This window comes from Pseudomonas sp. BF-B-30 (genome assembly GCF_019956305.1).
GTDB classification, from domain to species: Bacteria; Pseudomonadota; Gammaproteobacteria; order Pseudomonadales; family Pseudomonadaceae; genus Aquipseudomonas; species Aquipseudomonas jessenii.
On sequence record NZ_JAHBDG010000055.1, the window covers coordinates 136,658 to 156,910 of the forward strand.

Consider the following 20,253-nt stretch of genomic DNA (forward strand, 5'->3'; position numbering starts at 1 on the left):
AAACAAAAAGCCCATGACCTGTCATGGGCTTTTTCATTTACGCCACCCTCTGTGGGAGCGAGCTTGCTCGCGATGGCGATAGCTCAATCAACATTGATGCTGAATGTCATGACGTCATCGCGAGCAAGCTCGCTCCCACAAAGGCTCAAGAGACTGGGGTTAATTCTTCGGCACGATGATGGAATTCGTGGGCCAGTGCCTGGATCCTCGGATCGACCGCGCCCATCAGCGCCTGACTCGCCACTCGCAGAAAATTCAGGTTGCCACCGGCCAACGCCTTGCGCAGCCAGGCCAACGCATCCTCGATATTCCCTTCGTCGGTCAAGACTGCAGCAAAGCTGAACTGCCCGCGAAAATCCCCGCCCTCGGCCGAACGTCGATACCAGTCACGCGCCGCTGCCGGATTCACCGGACAGACCCGCCCTTCTTCCAGATACCGCCCCAACAGATTCATCGATTTTGCATGGCCCAACTCAGCCGCACGGCGATAGAGACTCAGTGCCTGAAGCTGATCCTCAACCACCCCGCGACCGGTCGCCAGCAGATTGGCGTAGTTGTACATCGCCCAATCCAGCCCTGCAGTGGCGGCAAGTCGGTAATGCCTGGCCGCTAGCGATGCATCGGCAGCGCAGCCCCAACCATGCTCATGGCAACGACCGAGCATGTTGCGCGCCATGAGGTGCCCCTGGCGCGCTGCGATGCCGAACCAGCTCAGCGCCAGCGGTTGGTCCTGCGCGATCCCCTGGCCGTCGAGCAGAATCTGCCCGAGCAAGGCCTGGGCTTCGACCTCTCCTTCTCGTGCGGCAATCAGGATGGCCTGGGCCGCACGGGCCGGACTTTCGTCGAGCATCGCGCGCAGGCGCTCACCGTCGAGCATTTCCTCGCGGCGTAAACGAAAATCCGCCACTTAGACCTCGACCCAGCGACGCAACAGGTTGTGATACGTCCCGGTCAGGCGGATCAGCGATGGATGATCGGGCACATCGCGGGTCAGTTGCTGGATTGCCCCGTCCATCTCGAACAACAGGGCGCGCTGGCTGTCTTCACGCACCAGGCTTTGCGTCCAGAAAAACGAAGCGAGTCGCGCTCCGCGTGTCACCGCATTGACCTTGTGCAGACTGGTGCCGGGATACAGCACCATGTCGCCGGCAGGCAGCTTCACCCGTTGGGTGCCGAAGGTGTCCTGGATCTCCAGCTCGCCGCCGTCGTAATCCTCCGGCTCGCTGAAGAACAGCGTGGCGGACAAATCCGTTCGCACCCGCTCGATGCTGCCTTTTGGCTGACGTACCGCGTTGTCGATATGGAAGTCGAAACTGCCACCGGCTGTGTAACAGTTCACTAACGGAGGGAAGACTTTGTGCGGTAACGCTGCTGACATGAACAGCGGATTTTTCCACAGCCGCTCCAGCATCGCCGCGCCGATCTCCTTGGCCAGCGGGTGACCTTCCGGCAACTGCAAATTGTGTTTGGCCTTCGCCGACTGGTAGCCGGCGGTGATCTTGCCATCGGCCCAATCGGCTTGCTCCAGAGCCTCGCGAATGCGCTGCACCTCGTCTTTTTCAAACAGGCCGGGAATGTGCAGCAGCATGACAAAAGCACCTGAAACCAAAGGGATGCCAATGGTATTGATTCTTATTGCCTGTGTAAAACACATCTGACGAATGAGTCAGCAGAAACCGTAAGGGTAAATTGTAAAGAATGTAAATTCAGTGCGAATAGTAATGTTTCGCAATTGATACGAATACGTGTTTACCCTATATTCCGCGGCCTCAAATCCTTGGGGAGGGGAACTCAAATGTCGCGTCAACAACCACAAGTACCGGTCAGTTCACCACGTCTGCTCGCATCGGCCATCGGCATGGCGATTACTGCCGGCTCTGCGGGCCACATGGTTTTCGCGGCGGAAAAAGCCGACGAAAAAGCACCGGGCAATGTGATTTCGCTGGGCGCCACCGCCATCACCGGCGAAGCCCAGGACGAGACGACCTACAACGTAGAGAAAGCCTCCTCGCCCAAGTACACCGCGCCGCTGGTGGACACACCGCGCTCGATCACCGTCATTCCGCAACAAGTGTTGAAAGACACGGGCGCCATGAACATGCAGGACGCCCTGCGCACCATTCCAGGCATCACCTTCGGTGCCGGTGAAGGCGGCAACCCACAGGGCGACCGTCCGTTCATTCGCGGCTTTGACGCCCAGGGCGATACCTACCTGGACGGCGTTCGCGATACCGGTTCCCAGAGCCGCGAGATCTTCGCCGTGGAATCGATCGAAGTCAGCAAAGGCCCGAACTCTGCCATCGGCGGTCGCGGCGCTGCAGGCGGCAGCATCAACCTGGTCAGCAAGAAAGCTCACCTGGGCAATTCGTTCGATGGTGGTTTCACCTGGGGCTCCGACCAGACCCAGCGCTACACCATGGACGGCAACTATCAGTTCACCGACACTGCCGCTGGCCGTCTGAACCTGATGAGCCATGAGAGCAACGTCGCCGGACGTGACAGCGTCGACTACGACCGCTGGGGTGTCGCACCGTCCCTGGCTTTCGGCCTGGGTACAGACACTCGCGTCAACCTCGACTACTACCACCTCGAAAGCAACGACACGCCGGATTCGGGCATTCCGTACTCGATCCCGACCACTCTCGCGGCTGGACGCACCAAGTCCAACCCGGACAAGCCGAATGACGGCGGCGACAGCAGCAATTTCTATGGTCTGACCGACCGCGACTTCCGCAAGACCCGCACCGACACCGCGACCTTCGCCATCGAGCACGACCTGAGCGACTCGCTGACCATCAAGAACACCCTGCGTCACGGCACCAGCATGCAGGATTACATCCTGACCCAGCCGGACGACAGTAAAGGCAACGTCAACAACGGCAGCGTCTGGCGCCGGGCGAACACCCGCGTGAGCAACACCGAGACCACCACCAACCAGACCGACCTGTTTGGTGATATCTACATCGCCGGGTTCAAGAACAGCTTCTCCACCGGTGTCGAATACACCCACGAGGAAAGTGAAAAGTCCTCGTACAACGTCAACACGGACACCACCCCGGGAACGGCAGCGGTAACCAACAACTGCTCGCCGGCACTGATCGGCGCGCCAAGCGGTTACAACTGCACCTCGCTGTCCAACCCGACGCCGAATGATCCGTGGAGCGGTGCCATCTCCCGCAACTACGCAGGCACCGATACCAAGGCCAACACCTACGCACTGTATGTATTCGACACCCTGACGTTGTCCGAGCAGTGGCTGGTGAACATGGGCCTGCGCTACGACCATTTCGACACCGACTACAAAACCTTCAACGGTTCCAGCGTGACCACGTCCAAGGGCGATGACACCAGCGAGTTCGTTACCGGTCAGTTCGGTGTGGTGTACAAACCAGCGGAAAACGGCAGCATCTATGCCTCCTATGCGACGTCTGCCACTCCACCAGGCAACACCCTTGGCGATGGCGCGGAAGGCAACCCGTTGGGTGGCACGCCGGATCGCAACGGCAACCTGCTCAAAAGCGACATGGAGCCGGAAACCACCAAGAACTACGAAATCGGTACCAAGTGGGATCTGCTGAACGATCGTTTGTCCCTGACTGCCGACATCTTCCGCACCGAGAAAGAAAACGCTCGTGTGCAAACCAACACCACTACGTTTGAAAACGTCGGCAAAACCCGCGTTCAAGGTATCGAACTGTCGGCCACCGGCAAGCTCACCGACAAATGGCAGGTCTTCGCCGGTTACGCCTACATGGACAGCGAGCAAGTCGATGGCGGCGACCTGCCGGCAAACAAAGCCAACAACGGCAACGAACTGCCTAACACGCCGAAAAACAGCGCCAGCCTGTGGACGACCTATCAGGTCACGCCAAGGCTGACCATCGGTGGCGGTGCGTTCTATGTCGATGATGTGTTCGGCAGTGCCGCCAACACCACCATGGTCGATTCCTACGTTCGTTACGACGCAATGGCGGCCTACAAGCTGACCAAGAACGTCGACCTGCAACTGAACGTACAGAACCTGACCGACGAAACCTACTACGACAAGGCGTTCTCGACTCACTTCGCCAACCAGGCGGCCGGTCGTACCGCTTTGCTGAGCACCAACTTCCACTTCTGATTGCCACTCACACTGCAATCCCTGTGGGAGCGAGCTTGCTCGCGATGACGTCGCCACATTCAACATTTATGTTGGCCGACACACCGCTATCGCGAACAAGCTCGCTCCCACAGGAGAGGGTGAAATCAGACCCGGCCCCGTTCATCCACATGAACGGGGCCTTTGTGCGTAAAAAAGAATGCTTCTCGACAACCCCACGGCATAATGCGCGCCGTGATGAATCAACTTGAACGAACAAGGCGAGCGACGTGTTGAAGAAAACCCTGTTCCAGTTGCACTGGTTTTTCGGCATCAGCGCCGGGCTGGTCCTGGCCCTGATGGGCATCACCGGGGCGGCGGTGTCGTTTCAGGATGAAATCCTGAGCACACTCAATCCTTCTGTGTTGCAGGTCGAGAAACAGGTCGCCGGTGTGCTGCCGCCCGTCGAACTGGTGGAGCGAATCGAAGCCGCATCGGGCAAAAAAGTCTCGATGCTCACGGTGGAAACGGACAGCGGCAGCGCCGCCAAAGTGTGGTTCACCCCGCCGCCGGGTGAACGCCGTGGCGAGATGCGCTACTTCGACCCGTACACCGCCGAGTTCCTCGGCGACGCCACCGGCCAGGGCTTTTTCGGCCTGATGCTGCAACTGCACCGTTTCCTCGCCATGGGCGACACGGGTCGGCAGATCACCGGCGCGTGCACGCTGATCCTGGTGTTCTTCTGCCTGTCCGGCCTGTACCTGCGCTGGCCTCGCCAGTGGAAAAGCTGGCGGACCTGGCTGACCCTGGACTGGAAGAAAAAGGGCCGCAGCTTCAACTGGGACCTGCACTCGGTGGCCGGCACCTGGTGCCTGGTGTTTTACCTTCTGGCGGCGCTGACCGGGTTGTCCTGGTCCTACGAGTGGTACAACAAAGGCCTGACCCGGTTGCTCTCCGACTCACCACAGAGCGAACGCGTGCGCGGCGGACGCGGCCCTGCGCCAAGCGGTCCGGCACCGACGGCCGATTACTCGGCGATGTGGAGCAGCATCTACAGTGCGGCCGGTCCGCAACTGAGCTCCTATAACGTGCGCATGCCGCCCGTGGCCGGCCAACCAGCGACCGTTTACTTCCTGCTGAAAACTTCGCCTCACGACCGCGCCCTGAACCAGATCACCCTCGACCCGGCCACCGGCGTGGTCAAACGGGTTGATCGCTACAGCGACAAGAGCCTCAAGGCGCAACTGCTGACCAGCATCTATGCGCTGCACGTCGGTAGTTACTTCGGCATCGTCGGGCGCATTATCCTGACCATCGCCTCGCTGACCATGCCGCTGTTCTTCATCACCGGCTGGATGCTGTACCTGGATCGTCGGCGCAAAAAGCGCCAGATCAAGGATGCACGCAAAGATCTCGTGCAAACCGCCAGCGACGCGCCGGCGTGGCTGATCGGCTTCGCCAGCCAAAGTGGTTTTGCCGAACAGCTGGCATGGCAAACCGCCGGGCAATTACAGGCCGCAGGCTTGCCGGTCAAAGTGCAGCCATTGGCAGACGTCAGCGAGCAGGACTTGCATGAATCGAACAATGCCTTGTTCGTCGTCAGCACCTTCGGCGACGGCGAAGCACCGGACAGCGCCCGCAGTTTCGAGCGCAAGGTACTGGGCCGGACACCGAGCCTGGGACGCCTGAATTACGCCGTCCTGGGGTTGGGCGACCGGCAGTATCAACACTTCTGCGGTTTCGCCAAACGCCTGCACGCCTGGTTGGGCGAACAGGGCGCAAAGACCCTGTTCGCCCCGGTGGAGGTCGACAGCGGTGACCCTTACGCCTTGCGCCACTGGCAACAGCAACTGGGCCTGTTGACCGGCCAGGCCCCCGTGGATACCTGGCAAGCACCCAGCTACGACAACTGGACCCTGCTGCATCGTGAACTGCTCAATCCGGACAGCAGTGGCTCGCCGGTGTACTTGTTGGGCCTCAAGCCTCCTTCCACCAGCAGCTGGCTGGCGGGCGACCTGGTGGAAGTGATGCCGCGCAACTGCACGTGGGCCATCGAGCACTTCCTCGATGGCATGGGGATTCACGGTGAAACCAAGGTGCAACTCAACGGCCTGGAAGAAACCCTCGAACAGGCCCTGGCCAGCCGCCAGTTGCCGGAGAACCGCGCCCACCTGGTCGGCCTGCACGCCCAAGCGTTGGCAGAGGCCCTCGTGCCGCTGGCCATGCGCGAGTATTCCATTGCGTCGATCCCGGCCGATGGCGTGCTGGAATTGATCGTGCGTCAGGAAGTGCATGCCGACGGCAACCTCGGTGTCGGTTCCGGCTGGCTGACCGAACACGCGCCGGTGGGCAGTTCCATCAGCCTGCGCGTGCGGCGCAACAGTGGTTTCCATCTGCCGGCCCAACCGGTGCCGATGATCCTGCTGGGCAATGGCACGGGCCTGGCCGGGTTGCGCAGCCTGCTCAAGGCCCGGATTGCCGATGGTCAGCAACGCCAGTGGCTGCTGTTTGGCGAGCGCCACCGCGAGCACGATTACCTGTGCCGAAAGGAGCTGGAGGAGTGGCTGATCAATGGTGATCTGGCGCGCCTCGACCTGGCATTTTCCCGCGACCAGGCCGAAAAGATTTACGTACAGGATCGCCTGCGTGAATCGGCGGCCGAGCTCAAGAAGTGGCTGGCGGACGATGCGGTGATCTACATCTGCGGCAGCCTTCAAGGCATGGCTTCGGGCGTGGATCAGGTGCTCAACGAAGTGTTGGGTAGCGCCGAAGTGGAGCGTCTGATCGAACAGGGCCGCTACCGCCGCGACGTGTACTGATTCACCCTGAACCAATGTGGGAGCGGGCTTGCTCGCGAAAGTGGAGTGTCAGCAAAGATGATTTCGACTGACACGACGCCTTCGCGAGCAAGCCCGCTCCCACAGTGGCTCGGGTGTGAGTCAAACCGGCTGCAACTTGCGCTCGAATACAGACACCCCGTCCAGATCCCGCAACACCACGCTCAACTCCCCGCTCTGCCCATCGATGTTCACCTCGCCAAAAAACTGAAACCCGGCAAACGGCGAGACGTTCTGCGCGGGTGGCGCCTTCTCGAACACCACTTCAGGACCAAAGGTTTTATCCAGCGAGTTCGGTCCAAAGCTACCGGCATTCAGCGGTCCGGCGACGAACTCCCAGAACGGTTCGAAATCCTGAAACGCCGCCCGGTCCGGATGGTAATGATGGGCCGCGCAGTAATGCACATCCGCGGTCAGGAACAGGAAGTTGCGCACCTCTTGCGCCCGCAGAAAGCCGAGCAGTTCTGCGATCTCCAGTTCACGCCCCTGTGCCGGGCCGGGGTCACCGTTGGCCACGGCCTCCCAGCGCGCGACACCAGGGCTGACCTCGCCGTCGGGCACGCCGAGGCCAATGGGCATGTCGGCGGCGATCACTTTCCATTGCGCGTTCGAGGCCTGCATTTCGCGCTTGAGCCAGTCCAGTTGCTCACGCCCGAGGAAAGGTTTTTCAGCGCCCTGATTGTCATCGTTGGGCCCGCGATAACTGCGCATGTCCAGTACAAAAACATCGAGCAGCGGCCCGTAACCAAGCTTGCGGTAGATCCGCCCTCCGCCATCGGCACTCTGCAAACGCATCGGCGCATATTCAAGCCAGGCCTGGCGTGCGCGGCCCACCAGGCTGTGGATATCTTTGTCCTGGTAACGCGCATCCAGCTGCTTGCCCGGCGACCAGTTGTTCACCACTTCGTGGTCGTCCCACTGCCAGACCTGCGGGACCTCGGCATTGAAACGACGGATGTTTTCGTCCATCAGGTTATAGCGGTAATTGCCGCGGTACTCATCAAGGGTCTCGGCGACTTTGCTCTTGGCTTCGGTGGTGATGTTGCGCCACACCCGGCCGCCTTCCGTGGTGAGCTGAGCCGGGATCGGGCCGTCGGCGTAAATGGTGTCGCCGCTGTGGATAAAAAAGTCTGGCAAACGCAGGCGCATTGCTTCGTAGATGCGCATGCCGCCAATGTCCGGGTTGATGCCGAAGCCCTGGCCGACGGTGTCGCCGCTCCAGACAAAACGGATGTCACGGCGGGTCTGCGGCACGCTGCGCAAGTGACCGAACCAGGGCTCGCTGGCGATACCGCTCTGGGCGTCTTCAAACTGCACGCGATAGAAAATCGCCTGACCGGCGGGCAGCCCGGTGAGTTCGACCCGGGCAGTGAAATCGGTGCGCGCATCGGCCAGGGACGAGACGAATCGCCGGGGGTTGGGAAACAGGCTGCGGGTGTCCCACTCCACCACCATCCGCGCGGGGCGGTCGCAGCGGCTCCAGATGATCGCCCGGTCGCCCAGCAGGTCGCCGGACTGCACGCCGTCGGTGAGTTGCGGCCGATCCTTGACCGAAGCGATCACCGCCGGCGCCAGCCCCGGCAACAACAGCCCGGCGCCGACCGCTTGCATGACACGACGGCGCCCGAGGTTGAAATCGCTCATGGTGTTCTCCCTGGAAAAGGAAAACTAAAGCATGACCCTATGACCCTGGCATGACACAAATCTTCCCGACACCACAGATCCCTTGTGGGAGCGGGCTTGCTCGCGAAGGCGTCGTGTCAGCCGAAATACTCATTGCTGACACTCCGCTTTCGCGAGCAAGCCCGCTCCCACAGGGTCAGGTGTCAGGCGGTGACGGGTTCTACCGCCAACTCCACCACCTCCGGCCGTTTCACCAGCGCATACGCCACCGCCGTCAACAGACTCCCCGCCACAATCGCCAACAGGTAGAGCAGCGCATGGTTGATCGCATTCGGGATCGCCAGGACGAACAACCCACCATGGGGCGCCATCAATTTGCAGCCGAAATACATCGACAACGCACCCGTCAGCGCACCGCCGGCGATGCTCGCCGGAATCACCCGTAGCGGATCTTTCGCCGCAAAAGGAATCGCCCCTTCAGAGATAAAGCACAGCCCCAGCACCAGCGCTGCTTTGCCGGCCTCGCGCTCGGTCTGGGCGAACTTGCGTCGGGCAATGAACGTGGCGATGCCCAGGCCGATCGGCGGCACCATGCCGGCCGCCATGGTCGCCGCCATCGGCGCGTAGCTCTGCGACGCCAGCAACCCCACCGAAAACGCATAGGCCGCCTTGTTGATCGGCCCGCCGAGGTCGACGCACATCATGCCGCCCAGCAACACACCGAGCAGAATCGCGTTGGTGGTGCCCATGCTGTCGAGAAAGTTCGTGAGCCCGGCAAGCATCCCGGCGACCGGTTTGCCGACCACGTAGATCATCACCAGACCGGTGAACAGACTCGCCAGCAGCGGGATGATCAGGATCGGCTTGAGCGCCTCAAGACTTTGCGGCAATCGCGCATAACGGTTGATCGCCCTGGCCGCATAACCGGCAAGAAAGCCGGCAATGATCCCGCCGATGAAACCGGCGCCCAAGGTGCTCGCCAGCAGTCCGCCGATCATCCCCGGCGCGAGGCCCGGACGGTCGGCGATGGAATAGGCGATATAGCCTGCCAGCAGCGGCACCATCAGCTTGAACGCGCTGTCGCCACCGATCTGCATCAACGCCGCCGCCAGCGTGCCCTCCTCCTTGAACGCGGTGATGCCGAACACGAACGACAAGGCGATCATCAAGCCGCCGGCCACCACCATCGGCAACATGAAGGACACGCCGGTCAGCAGGTGTTTATAGACGCCCGTCTTCTCCTGTTTGGCCGTTGTTTTGGCAGCGCTCGATGCGCTTTCCTGTTGGCCTTCGGCCAAGGCCTTTTTCAACGTCGCTTCGGCTTGCTTAAGGGCAATGCCGGTGCCGCAGCGATAGATTTTCTTGCCGGCGAAACGCTCGGTGGCGACTTCGATATCGGCCGCCAGCAGCACCACATCGGCCTCGGCAATCGCTTGCGCGCTCAATGGATTGCGCGCGCCGACCGAGCCCTGGGTTTCCACCTGCAGCTCATAGCCCAGGCGCTTGGCCGCTTGCTGCAAGGCTTCGGCGGCCATGAACGTGTGAGCGACACCCGTCGGGCACGCGGTAACGGCCACCAGTCGCGGCGCGTTCTGGACAACCGCCACAGGTTCGACGGCGGCCTCTTCGGCGGCGTAAACCTGAGCGTCCTGCGCTCCACGGCGCAGCACGGCTTCCACGTCTTGCAGGGCCTGGGCCGGGGTGCTCAGGAACACTCGCTTGCCGACAAAACGCGACATTTCCACCGGCGCGCTGGTCACCAGCAACACCCACTCCGCCGCGTCGAGGGTGGCCGCCGACAGTTGCTTTTCGGGATGCGCGGCATCGGTGACTTCGACACTGGTGCTCCAGCCCTGGCGCTGGGCCGCGGCATCGAGCAGCCGGGCACACAGCACACTGGTGACCATGCCGTTCGGGCAGGCCGTAACGATGGCTAACTTCATGACAATCCCTCTTATTGTTCTGTCAGGGGACGCACGCGCACACCCTGTTCGAGCTGCGCCAGTTGCGCTGCATCGCCAATGCCGAATCCGATCTGGGTCACTGCCATCGCGGCAATCGCCGTGGCGGTGCGCAAGGTCTGCTCCGGCGTATCGGCACTGAGCAAACCGTGGAGCATCCCCGCCAGCAACGAATCACCCGCGCCCACCGTGCTGGCGACGTTGACCCTGGGTGGCGTGGCATGCAGCGCAGAGCCGACGCTGAACCAGTTCACGCCATCGACGCCATGGGAAATCACCACATGCTCGATACCCTGGGCATGCAAACGCTCCGCCGCCAAGGCCTGGGCACTGACCGACACGACCTCGCAGCCCAGCACCTCGGCCAGCTCTTCAGTGTTGGGTTTGATCAGCCACGGCCCCGCTTTCAGCGCTGCGCGCAATGCCTCGCCGCTGGTGTCGAGGGCGACATTCAGCCCCAGGTTCTTCAAGCGCAATATCAACGCCTGCAACCATTGCGCACTGACGCCCAACGGCAAGCTTCCGGCGACAACCACCGCATCGTGCCCCGGAGCAATCTGCTCCAGCCGATCCATCAAGGCCTGCTGTGCCACCTCGCTGACCTGCGGCCCCGGCCCGTTGATGTCGGTGATGCGGCCGTCGCTTTCCGCCAGTTTGATATTGCTGCGGGTTTCGCCCGGAACACGGATGAAGGCATCGACAAAACCGCGTTTGGCGAACAATGTTTCGAACGCTTGCAGGTTGTCTTCGCCAAGAAAGCCACTGACGGTCAGCTGATGCCCGAGGTCCGCCAGCACTTGCGCCACGTTCACGCCTTTGCCGGCGGCGTGGGTGTGCATCACATCGCTGCGGTTGACCTGGCCGGCTTCAAGGCGCCGCAACTGGACGGTCAGGTCCAGCGCCGGGTTGAGGGTCAAGGTAAGAATCCGGGACATTACAAGTCCTCCACTAATGCGCGCACTTCATTGGCACTGCCCACGGCCAGCGCCTGTCGGGCAAGGGTTTGAGTCTGAGTGAAGCCCAGTTCGCGAATCCGCGCCTTGACCTCGGCAATGCTGCGCGCCCCGACGCTGAGCTCATCCACTCCGAGGCCGACCAGCACCGGCACCGCCAGCGGGTCGGCCGCCAGCTCGCCGCACACACCGACCCATTTACCGTGAGCATGGGCCGCACGCACGGTGATGTCGATCAGTTGCAGCACCGCCGGATGCAAGCCATCGGCCTGGGCCGACAGCGTCGGATGGCCACGGTCGATGGCCAGGGTGTATTGGGTCAGGTCGTTGGTGCCGACGCTGAAGAAATCGACTTCCTTGGCCAGGACCGGTGCCAGCAATGCCGCCGACGGCACTTCGATCATGATCCCCAGTTGCAGGTCGGCGACCGGGATTTCCTGGCGCAGGCGTTCGGTCATGTCACGGGCCTGGCGCCACTCGTCGACGCTGCCCACCATCGGGAACATGATCCGCAGCGGCCGGTTGTCGGCAGCCCGCAGCAAGGCGCGCAGTTGCGCTTCCATGATCTGCGGACGCTGCAAGGTCAGGCGAATGCCGCGCACGCCGAGGAACGGGTTCTCTTCCTTCGCAATCGGCCAGTACGGCAGCGGTTTGTCGCCACCGACATCGAGGGTGCGCACCACCAGCGGCCGCCCGGCCAGACCGTCGAGAACGCGGCGGTACTCGATTTCCTGGGTCGCCTCGTCGGGCGCTTGCGGGTGGGCCATGAAAATCAGTTCGGTGCGCAACAGGCCAATGCCTTCGGCGCCCTGCTCCACCGCACTGGTGACGCCGGCGCTTTCACCAATGTTGGCGAACACTTCGACGGCGTGGCCATCGATGGTCAATGCCGGTTGATGACGCAGTTCAGCAGCCGCCTTCAAGCGTTGCTCGCGGGTATCGCGTTCGGCCGTGGCGCGCTGCAAGGTCGCCGCGTCAGCGTCCACATGCAGGCGACCACGCTGGCCATCGAGCAGCAAAGCCGTACCCGGTGCCAGCAGCAACACGCCGGGACCGGCGCCGACCAAGGCCGGAATACCCAGCGCCCGGGCAACAATCGCACTGTGCGCTGTAGCTCCACCCCGAGCGGTGAGAATCCCCGCCACGCGAGCCGGGTCGAGACGCGCAACGTCGGACGGGCCGACCTCGTCCATCACCAGAATGTACGGTTGATCCGGTTCGCTCGGGGTTTCGATGCCGCTGAGCTGCATCAACACCCGACGCCCGATGTCGCGCAAGTCGGCCGCACGCTCGGCGAGCAAGGCATCCTGCAACGCTTCCTGCTGCCGAGCCGCCGCTTCAATCACGGCCATCCACGCCGCCTCGGCGCTTTCGCCCTGCTTGAGGCGCGTATCGACCTCATCGGTCAGTTCCGGGTCGTCGAGCATCTCTTGGTGGGTAATGAAGATTTCGCGAATGGCTTTGCTCTTGCTGCGCTCGATCAGGCCCTGGATGTCACGGCGTACCTGCGCCAGGGCGTGCTGGAGGCGCTCGCGCTCGATGCCGGCGGACTCGCCGCGCAACGGGTAATCGATGGTTTGCAGCACCTGAATATGCGCCGGGCCGATAGCGATCCCCGGAGCGGCGGCAATCGCCTGAACCACGCTGCCAGATAACGGAGCGAGGACCACTTCGGCCATATCGGCAACGACTTCACGCGCCTGACTTACCGGCGGCAGCGGTTCGACTTCCTCACCGAGGCCTTCTTCGATGGCGGCCAACAAGGCCGGCAACGCATCCGCCGCAATGCCCGGTTCGGCGATGATTTCCAGGACCTGTCCCCGACGGGCGCCGAGGCTGAGCAACTTGCTCAAGCTCTTTACCGACACCGCACTGTCATGGCCATCGACGATGCGTACGCGGATGTCACCTTCAAAACTCTTTGCCAGTTGCGCGAGGATTTTCGCCGGGCGCGCATGCAAACCGTGGGCGTTGGCCAATGCAATTCGCGCGCTGGGCCAGTCGGCGGGCACTTCACCACCGAGCACTTCGAGGACCTTGCGGCTGCTGGTGGCGCGCCCCAACTCATGGCCACGCCCTTCGATCAACAACGCGCACAGGCGTTCGAGCAGGGCTTGATGGGCCTCACCGAGGCTGGCCAGGCAGAACAGTCCAGTGAGTGGCTGGCCGAGATAACGCAGCGGTCTGTCCGGGGTAACGAAGGCCAGGCCCGGACGCTTCACCGTCTGTTCGCTGTGCAGCCACCACAGGCCATCGCCCAAGGGCAGCGCTTCAACCTGCTGCAGCACGGCGGAGAAACCGTTGCTCACGCAGTCGGCCTGCCGCAGCAAACGTGCACCACGCCAGACCAGCTCTTCGAAATCTTCGGCCGCCACACCGAGACCGATCATCTGTGCATCCAGCGCCAACTCCTGCGGCGCGCCTTGCAGCAACTTCAGCAAGGCTTCGGCGGAGCCGGCGCGACGCAGGGCCTGGCCCAGGTCAGTCTCGCCGAGGGCGCGGGTGAGCAATTGCAACAGGCGCAGATGTTCATCGGATTTGGCGGCGATGCCGATCGCCAGGTAAACGATATGACCATCGCCCCAGTCCACGCCATCGGGGAACTGCATCAGGCGCACACCGGTGGTGAACACCAGGTCGCGGGTTTCGGGCGTACCGTGGGGGATGGCAATACCTTGACCGAGAAAGGTCGAGCCCTGAGCCTCCCGCGTCTGCAAGCCGGCGAGATAACCCTCGGCAACCAGGCCGTCGGCGACCAGATGCCCGGCCAGCAATTGCAGCGCTGCGGACTTATCCACAGCCGATTGGCCCATCGAAATCTGCTCTACAGTGAGCTCGAGCATGCTTTCTCCTTTTTGGCGCCTTGGGGCACCAGGTATTGTTTTGAATGAGTCAGCTTAGGCGCTTGGTCATCGCTTTTGGCGGTTTCACGGCAGAACCGGCCAAAGGCGCCTAAAACGTAGAAAATACGCTTGCTGAAACGTTTAATCTATATCGATTGGCACGTTACTCGAAATTGGCCCATCCTTGAAGTCCAACTTGTCGGATGCGTTGCGACAATGGTCGCCTGCCTTAATCGGTTAGGATTGACGAAAATGTCGAGGCAATCTCGAAAAAACAAGGAAACAGCGGGTTGAAACTCAGTGATATCGCCCAGTTGGCCGGTGTGTCCGTCACCACCGCCAGCTATGTCATCAATGGCAAGGCCGAACAACAGCGCATCAGCAGCGCTACCGTCGAACGCGTGCGCGCGGTCGTCGAACAACATGGCTTCACGCCTAACCCACAGGCCGCCGGATTGCGCAGCCGACACACCCGCACATTGGGGTTCATTCTGCCGGATCTGGAAAACCCCAGTTACGCGCGAATCGCCAAATTGCTGGAACAAGGTGCGCGGGCCCGGGGTTATCAGTTGCTGATCGCCAGTTCCGACGATGCGCCGGACAGCGAACGGCAATTGCTGCAGTTGTTCCGCGCCCGGCGCTGCGACGCACTGATCGTTGCCAGCTGCCTGCCGCCCGGCGACGACAGCTATCGCCAATTGCAGGCCAAGGGCATTCCGATCATCGCCATCGACCGGGTCATGGAACCCGAGCATTTCTGCTCGGTGATCAGTGACGACCGCGAGGCCAGCCTGCAACTGACCCGCAGCCTGCTCGATCCCTTGCCCAAACAGATCGCGCTGATCGGCGCCCGCCCGGAGCTGAGCATCAGCCAGGAACGTTGCGCCGGCTTCAAAGAGGCGCTCGTCGGGTTCAACGGTGAGGTGCTGATTGAAGAAGGCGAATCCTTCAGCCGCGAGTGCGGCAAACAATTGATGGAAGAATTGCTGCAGCGCCTGGGTCATTTGCCCGATGCCCTGGTGACCACATCCTACGTGCTGCTTCAAGGCGTGTTCGATGCGCTGCACGACTTCCCGCTGAAAAACCGCCCGCTGCGCCTCGGCACGTTCGGCGACACTCAGTTGCTGGACTTCCTGCCGCTGCCGGTCAACGCCATGGCCCAGCAGCACCAGTTGATCGCCGACAAAGCCCTCGCGCTGGCCCTGGCAGCCATCGAGCAGTCGGATTACCGGCCCGGTGTGCAAGCCATTGCGCGCACGTTCAAGCAGCGTATTCGCCAGGACTGAACCGTGGAGCTGATCGACACCCACACCCATCTGGATTTTCCGGACTTCGACGCCGACCGTCAGGCGCTGCTGGCCGAAAGCCGCGCCCTCGGGGTGCGGCGGATCGTGGTGCTGGGGGTTTATCAGGCCAATTGGCAGCGGGTCTGGGAGCTGGTGCAAAACGATCCCGACCAGCATGCGGCGTTCGGATTGCACCCGGTGTATCTGGACGATCATCGCCCTGAAGACTTGAGCGAACTCGGCGATTGGCTGACCCGCCTGGCTGGCCATCGGCAACTGTGTGCCGTCGGCGAGATCGGCCTGGACTACTTCATCGAAAACCTGGACCGCGACCGCCAGCAGGCGTTGTTCGAGGCGCAATTGCAACTGGCGGCGGACTTCAATCTTCCAGCACTGATCCATGTGCGGCGTAGCCATGCGGCGGTGATTGCCACGCTCAAACGGTTTCGCCTGAAACGGGCCGGCATCATCCACGCCTTTGCTGGCAGCCAGGAAGAAGCCCGGGAATACATCAAGCTGGGTTTCAAACTCGGCCTGGGCGGCGCCGCGACCTGGCCTCAAGCACTGCGCATGCACCGAGTGCTGGCCAAGCTACCGCTGGATTCTGTGGTGCTGGAAACCGACTCCCCGGACATGGCGCCCGCCATGTTCCCCGGCCAACGCAACAGCCCCGCGCATCTGCCCGCGATCTGCGCGGCACTGGCCGACATCATGGCGATCAGCCCCGAGCAATTGGCTGCGACCAGTACGGCCAATGCTTGCGAGTTGTTCAACTGGTGAATCAAATCCTGTGGTATCAGGCGACCGCTACACCCGAAACGCGCTGATCAACTGTTTCAACTCCACGACCTGGGCCGACAACGCCCGGCTGGCATCTTCGGTCTGATGCGCACCTTCAGCGGTGCGCTCGCCGGCGCGATTGATCTCGACGATGTTCTGGTCGATGTCGTGGGCCACGGCGGTTTGTTGTTCCACTGCGGCGGCAATCTGCTGGTTCTGGTCGACGATCATGCCGACCGCTCCCAAGATGTTTTCCAGCGCCCGCTGGACCTTTTCCGACTGCCCGACCGTGCCATTGGCCATTTCATGGCTGGTGCCCATGGCCTTGACCGCCGCGCCGACACCGCCATGGAGCTTGGCGATCATCTGCTCGATTTCTTCGGTCGACTGCTGGGTTCGTTTGGCCAGGGTCCGGACTTCGTCGGCTACCACGGCGAAACCACGGCCCTGCTCACCGGCCCGTGCCGCCTCGATGGCGGCATTGAGCGCCAGCAGGTTGGTCTGCTCGGCGATGCTCTTGATCACTTCGAGCACACGGCTGATGGACTGGCTGTCGCTGGCCAGTTGGTTGATCACCAGTACCGATTGATCGATCTCGCTGGCCAGCGCGGCAATGCTGCCTTGCTGCGACTCCACCAGGCCACGACCACTGATGGTCTCATCGTTGACACTGTGGGCACTGCTCACCGCCGCGGCGGCACTGCGCGCCACTTCCTGGGAAGTGGCCGACATCTGGTTCATCGCCGTGGCCACTTGTTCGATCTGCGTGCGCTGCCCGGCGACGGCCTGGTTGCTTTGCGCGGAAACGCTTTCCACCTGGCCGGCCTGACGCTCGACTTCGCTGACGGTCTGCCCCACCCGCTCGATCAGGTCATGGATCTTTTTCACCGTGCCGTTGAACACTTCGCCCAGCTCCCCCAGCTCATCGCGGCTGTGGGCGCTGAAGGTCACGGTCATGTCGCCGGCCGCCACCTTGTCCATCACCGCGCCCAGGCGCTTGAGCGTGGTGCGGGTCGAGGCATAGAAAGCGCCGTAGAGATAAAAGATCAACACAAAGACGACTGACAGCGCCACGGCCTGCAAGACCATGTGCGTGCGATTCTGCTCAAGTCGCTGCTGCAATTGCGGGCCGAGATACTTCAGGACCGCTTCGTTGAGTTGGTAGGTCTGGTCCATCAGGACGCTGACCTGATCGTAAAAGCCCTGCCATGGCGCATCGAGGGTATCAGCCATGACCACTTGTTCTTCGAACAGCTCGCTGGCTTTCTTCAAGGATGCCCGGCTGCTATCGGCCTGAGTGGCCAGGGTCTCACGCGCAGCCTTGCTGGAACCCAGGGCATCCTGCAACTTCAGGCCATACTCGGCCTGGAGCTTTTCAATCTGCGCCAGCAATTCATCGAAACGGGTACTCGAAGCCGAGTTGATGAATCCCTGTCCCAACGAGTAAGACCCCATTGCCCGACCTTCGCCCAGGATCTGGGTGACCCGTGGCGTGACGAGGGTGACGAGCTCGCTCAACTGGCGCATGTCGCTCTGGTTGTCGCGACTGAGACCGGACTGGCTGGTGATGAGCTGGCTGAAAATCTGCGCGCTGCCCACCAGCTTGCCGATCAAGGCACTTTTGCTTTGCAGGGAATTTTCCGTTTGCTGGGCCTTGAACGCGGCGATCATTTCATCGCGTTTGCCATCAAACACCGCAACCTGCTCCGGGTCGCTGGTCATCGCCGTCAGCCCTTGCAGGCGAGTCAGAATATTCTGCTCAAGGGCGCTGATTTTCGACTCGACGTTGCCGGCCTTGCCGGATTGGCCGAGGCTGACATTGATCTGCACCAGGTTGTTCAGGGTTTCCAGATCGCGCCGCAACGTCAGGCTGCTGCCCAACAGGTCGAGACTTTGCAGTTCGATGCGCGTGCCCTGGAATTCGCGGTAGGAGTCACGCACCAGATAGAAGTTGGTCACCAGCATCGGCACCAGGAACAGTACGCTGATCAGGCTGAACTTCATACCGAAGCTCAGACGGTTCATCAGTGCGACAGCGGGATAGAGCAAGCTCTTCACTGGATGTCTCCCTTCAGTTTCTTATTTTTTTTATTGGCAGGCGCAGACAGAAAGCAGATAGCCACTATTCGACGCTATCTCTGTATAACTTAAATCGGCAGGAGGTTTTGTAACTTAAGGTTAACGACAGAAGTCCGCGAGCGATACGAAGCGAACTCGATGTGGCGAGGGGCTTGTCGGGCCGCCCGTTCGGCTGCGCAGCAGTCGTAGGTCGTAGATCCACGTTTCAACTGTCAAATCGCATAGGGCGGCTTCGCCACCCAACGGGGGCAAGCCCCCTCGCCACAATGGCTCAGACAGCCGGGTTAATGCAGGACCGTCCACAACGCAAACCCGGCATACCAGAGCACCGCCGCACGCAGCAGCAGCGCCCAGATGCGGTCCAGATTGTTGATACCTTCCGCGCCGGTCACCGGCGCCGGAATTTCACCGGCCACCAGCCCGACTTTCACGATCAATTGCGCGGCGCTGATGTTCCAGTTCAGCAGCTCATGCAGCATCACCCGACTGACCGCGACAAAATTGCCGACCAACGCCAGGCTCGCGGCCAGCAGACGCACCGGCAACCAGTCGAAGGCGTGACGCAGTTGCCCGGCGCGCTCGACCACTGCAGGGTTTTTCCCGTGCTCTTCGGCCAGCGCCAGCAACCGATAACTCAGCGCCGCAACCGGACCCAACAGGAAGTACCAGAAAATCACCGCGAAAAAGCTCTGGTAGGCCTCCCACAGCAAATGCCCTTCGACCTGCTCCAGCAGCTGCTCGCCATTGTCTGCACAGATATCCAGATCGCGCTGGGCGACATGGGCCGCCGCTTGCAGGTCCTCCCGACGCCAGGCATCGCGGAACGGCCCGAGATCGCCCAGTAGATCACCGCGCCCCAGGCTGTAGATGACTACCAGCATATGGATCGGCAACGCCAGCAAGCCGTAGGCCACCGGCTCGATGACGACCAGCAGCAACCCCAGCAACGCCACCGGCAACAAGACCAGTATCGACAGCACCAGCCATGGTCGGTTTGAAAATCGCGGGCTGGCCTCAAGCTTGTTCAGCTCATGTGTCCAGCCATTGTCACGCTGAACCCGATGGCGCAGGGCCGAGAACTTCTCGATCCACACCGCCAACAGCAACACCAGAAAACTCATCGTCCTTCCTCTTGTGCCAGGGCGGCACGATAGCGTGCCCAGTCGAACGCCGGCCCTGGATCGGTTTTGCGCCCCGGTGCAATGTCACTGTGCCCGCAGATGCGCTCTGTGGTGATTGCCGTGAACGCCTGTTGCAACTGGCGCGTCAGGGCTGTCAACGCGTGGTATTGCGCGTCGGTGAATGGCAGATCATCCGTGCCTTCGAGCTCGATGCCCACGGAAAAATCGTTACAGGTTTCCCGCCCCTCGAAGCTCGAGACGCCCGCATGCCACGCACGCTCAAGGCACGAAACAAACTGGGTAACGGTACCGTCACGTTCGATCAGAAAGTGCGCCGACACCCGCAAGTCCACGATCCCTTCAAAATAGGGATGTTCGGTGACATCCAGACGATTCTGGAAAAACTCCTGCACCTTGCCGGTGGCGAACTGCGCCGGCGGCAGGCTGATGTTGTGGATCACCAGCAGGGAAATTTCGTCTGTGGGGCGCGCATTGAAGTTGGGAGAGGGGCAGACATGCACACCCTGAATCCAACCGCTCGCGGGGTCCAACTGCATACCGATTCCTTCAACGTCGACTGTATTGGCACAGTATGCCGCGATAATCCCCCAGGACGCGATCACTTGCCGCGTTTGAGGTTGCCGATCTCAAACAGGCGTATGTTCGGAATCGACAGCCAACGCCGGTAACGT

General features: G+C 61.6%; 13 protein-coding genes and 1 pseudogene. 4 read left to right on the top strand and 10 right to left on the bottom strand.

Annotated features, from left to right (window positions below; all coding sequences use genetic code 11):
* Positions 1 to 145: 145 nt before the first annotated feature.
* Both KGB29_RS23805 and KGB29_RS23810 read right to left on the bottom strand, forming a co-directional pair.
* Complete coding sequence (locus KGB29_RS23805) at positions 146 to 907, bottom strand: tetratricopeptide repeat protein (protein WP_223473472.1); 762 nt, start codon at positions 905 to 907, stop codon at positions 146 to 148.
* Positions 908 to 1,588, bottom strand: coding sequence for a Fe2+-dependent dioxygenase (locus KGB29_RS23810; protein ID WP_090453057.1), 681 nt, complete (start codon positions 1,586 to 1,588; stop codon positions 908 to 910).
* A gap of 207 nt (positions 1,589 to 1,795) precedes the next feature.
* On the opposite strand from KGB29_RS23810, the gene KGB29_RS23815 reads away from it, so the two are divergent.
* Both KGB29_RS23815 and KGB29_RS23820 read left to right on the top strand, forming a co-directional pair.
* Positions 1,796 to 4,120 (top strand): TonB-dependent receptor, encoded by a 2,325-nt coding sequence (locus KGB29_RS23815; protein WP_057716460.1) that lies wholly within the window; start codon positions 1,796 to 1,798, stop codon positions 4,118 to 4,120.
* Between the two features lie 248 nt (positions 4,121 to 4,368).
* Positions 4,369 to 6,897, top strand: a complete 2,529-nt coding sequence (locus tag KGB29_RS23820; protein WP_154910438.1) for a PepSY domain-containing protein — start codon at positions 4,369 to 4,371, stop codon at positions 6,895 to 6,897.
* A gap of 120 nt (positions 6,898 to 7,017) precedes the next feature.
* Here KGB29_RS23820 and KGB29_RS23825 read toward each other — a convergent pair whose 3' ends face one another.
* From KGB29_RS23825 to ptsP, 4 genes are all read right to left on the bottom strand, one after another.
* A complete protein-coding gene (locus tag KGB29_RS23825; protein ID WP_150812827.1) occupies positions 7,018 to 8,559 on the bottom strand; it encodes an alkaline phosphatase D family protein in 1,542 nt (513 codons plus the stop codon).
* A gap of 182 nt (positions 8,560 to 8,741) precedes the next feature.
* A complete protein-coding gene (locus tag KGB29_RS23830) occupies positions 8,742 to 10,481 on the bottom strand; it encodes a PTS fructose-like transporter subunit IIB (protein ID WP_150812828.1) in 1,740 nt (579 codons plus the stop codon).
* Positions 10,482 to 10,492: 11 nt separating this feature from the next.
* Positions 10,493 to 11,434: a 1-phosphofructokinase gene (gene pfkB / locus KGB29_RS23835; RefSeq protein WP_154910439.1), complete on the bottom strand. Its 942-nt coding sequence runs from the start codon at positions 11,432 to 11,434 to the stop codon at positions 10,493 to 10,495.
* Positions 11,434 to 14,295: a phosphoenolpyruvate--protein phosphotransferase gene (ptsP, locus tag KGB29_RS23840; RefSeq protein ID WP_150812830.1), complete on the bottom strand. Its 2,862-nt coding sequence runs from the start codon at positions 14,293 to 14,295 to the stop codon at positions 11,434 to 11,436. Before ptsP ends, pfkB begins: the two co-directional genes overlap by 1 nt.
* A 290-nt stretch (positions 14,296 to 14,585) precedes the next feature.
* Here ptsP and cra point away from each other — a divergent pair, with 290 nt between their 5' ends.
* Positions 14,586 to 15,581 (top strand): catabolite repressor/activator, encoded by a 996-nt coding sequence (cra, locus tag KGB29_RS23845; protein WP_150812831.1) that lies wholly within the window; start codon positions 14,586 to 14,588, stop codon positions 15,579 to 15,581.
* Positions 15,582 to 15,584: 3 nt separating this feature from the next.
* Entirely contained in the window at positions 15,585 to 16,361 is a 777-nt protein-coding gene (locus KGB29_RS23850) for a TatD family hydrolase (protein ID WP_150812832.1), read from the top strand.
* Positions 16,362 to 16,388: 27 nt separating this feature from the next.
* On the opposite strand, the gene KGB29_RS29000 is transcribed toward KGB29_RS23850, so the two are convergent.
* From KGB29_RS29000 to ampD, 4 genes and pseudogenes are all read right to left on the bottom strand, one after another.
* Positions 16,389 to 17,318, bottom strand: a complete 930-nt coding sequence (locus KGB29_RS29000; protein WP_373423036.1) for a methyl-accepting chemotaxis protein — start codon at positions 17,316 to 17,318, stop codon at positions 16,389 to 16,391.
* Positions 17,295 to 18,386 (bottom strand): annotated as a pseudogene (locus tag KGB29_RS29005) (methyl-accepting chemotaxis protein); the annotation flags it as partial. The pseudogene KGB29_RS29005 and the gene KGB29_RS29000, both read right to left, overlap by 24 nt.
* A 338-nt stretch (positions 18,387 to 18,724) precedes the next feature.
* Positions 18,725 to 19,561, bottom strand: coding sequence for a regulatory signaling modulator protein AmpE (gene ampE / locus KGB29_RS23860; protein ID WP_057716469.1), 837 nt, complete (start codon positions 19,559 to 19,561; stop codon positions 18,725 to 18,727).
* Positions 19,558 to 20,118 carry a 1,6-anhydro-N-acetylmuramyl-L-alanine amidase AmpD gene (gene ampD / locus KGB29_RS23865; RefSeq protein ID WP_154910441.1) on the bottom strand — a complete coding sequence of 187 codons (561 nt, stop codon included), beginning with the start codon at positions 20,116 to 20,118 and terminating at the stop codon, positions 19,558 to 19,560. Before ampD ends, ampE begins: the two co-directional genes overlap by 4 nt.
* Between the last annotated feature and the right edge of the window lie 135 nt (positions 20,119 to 20,253).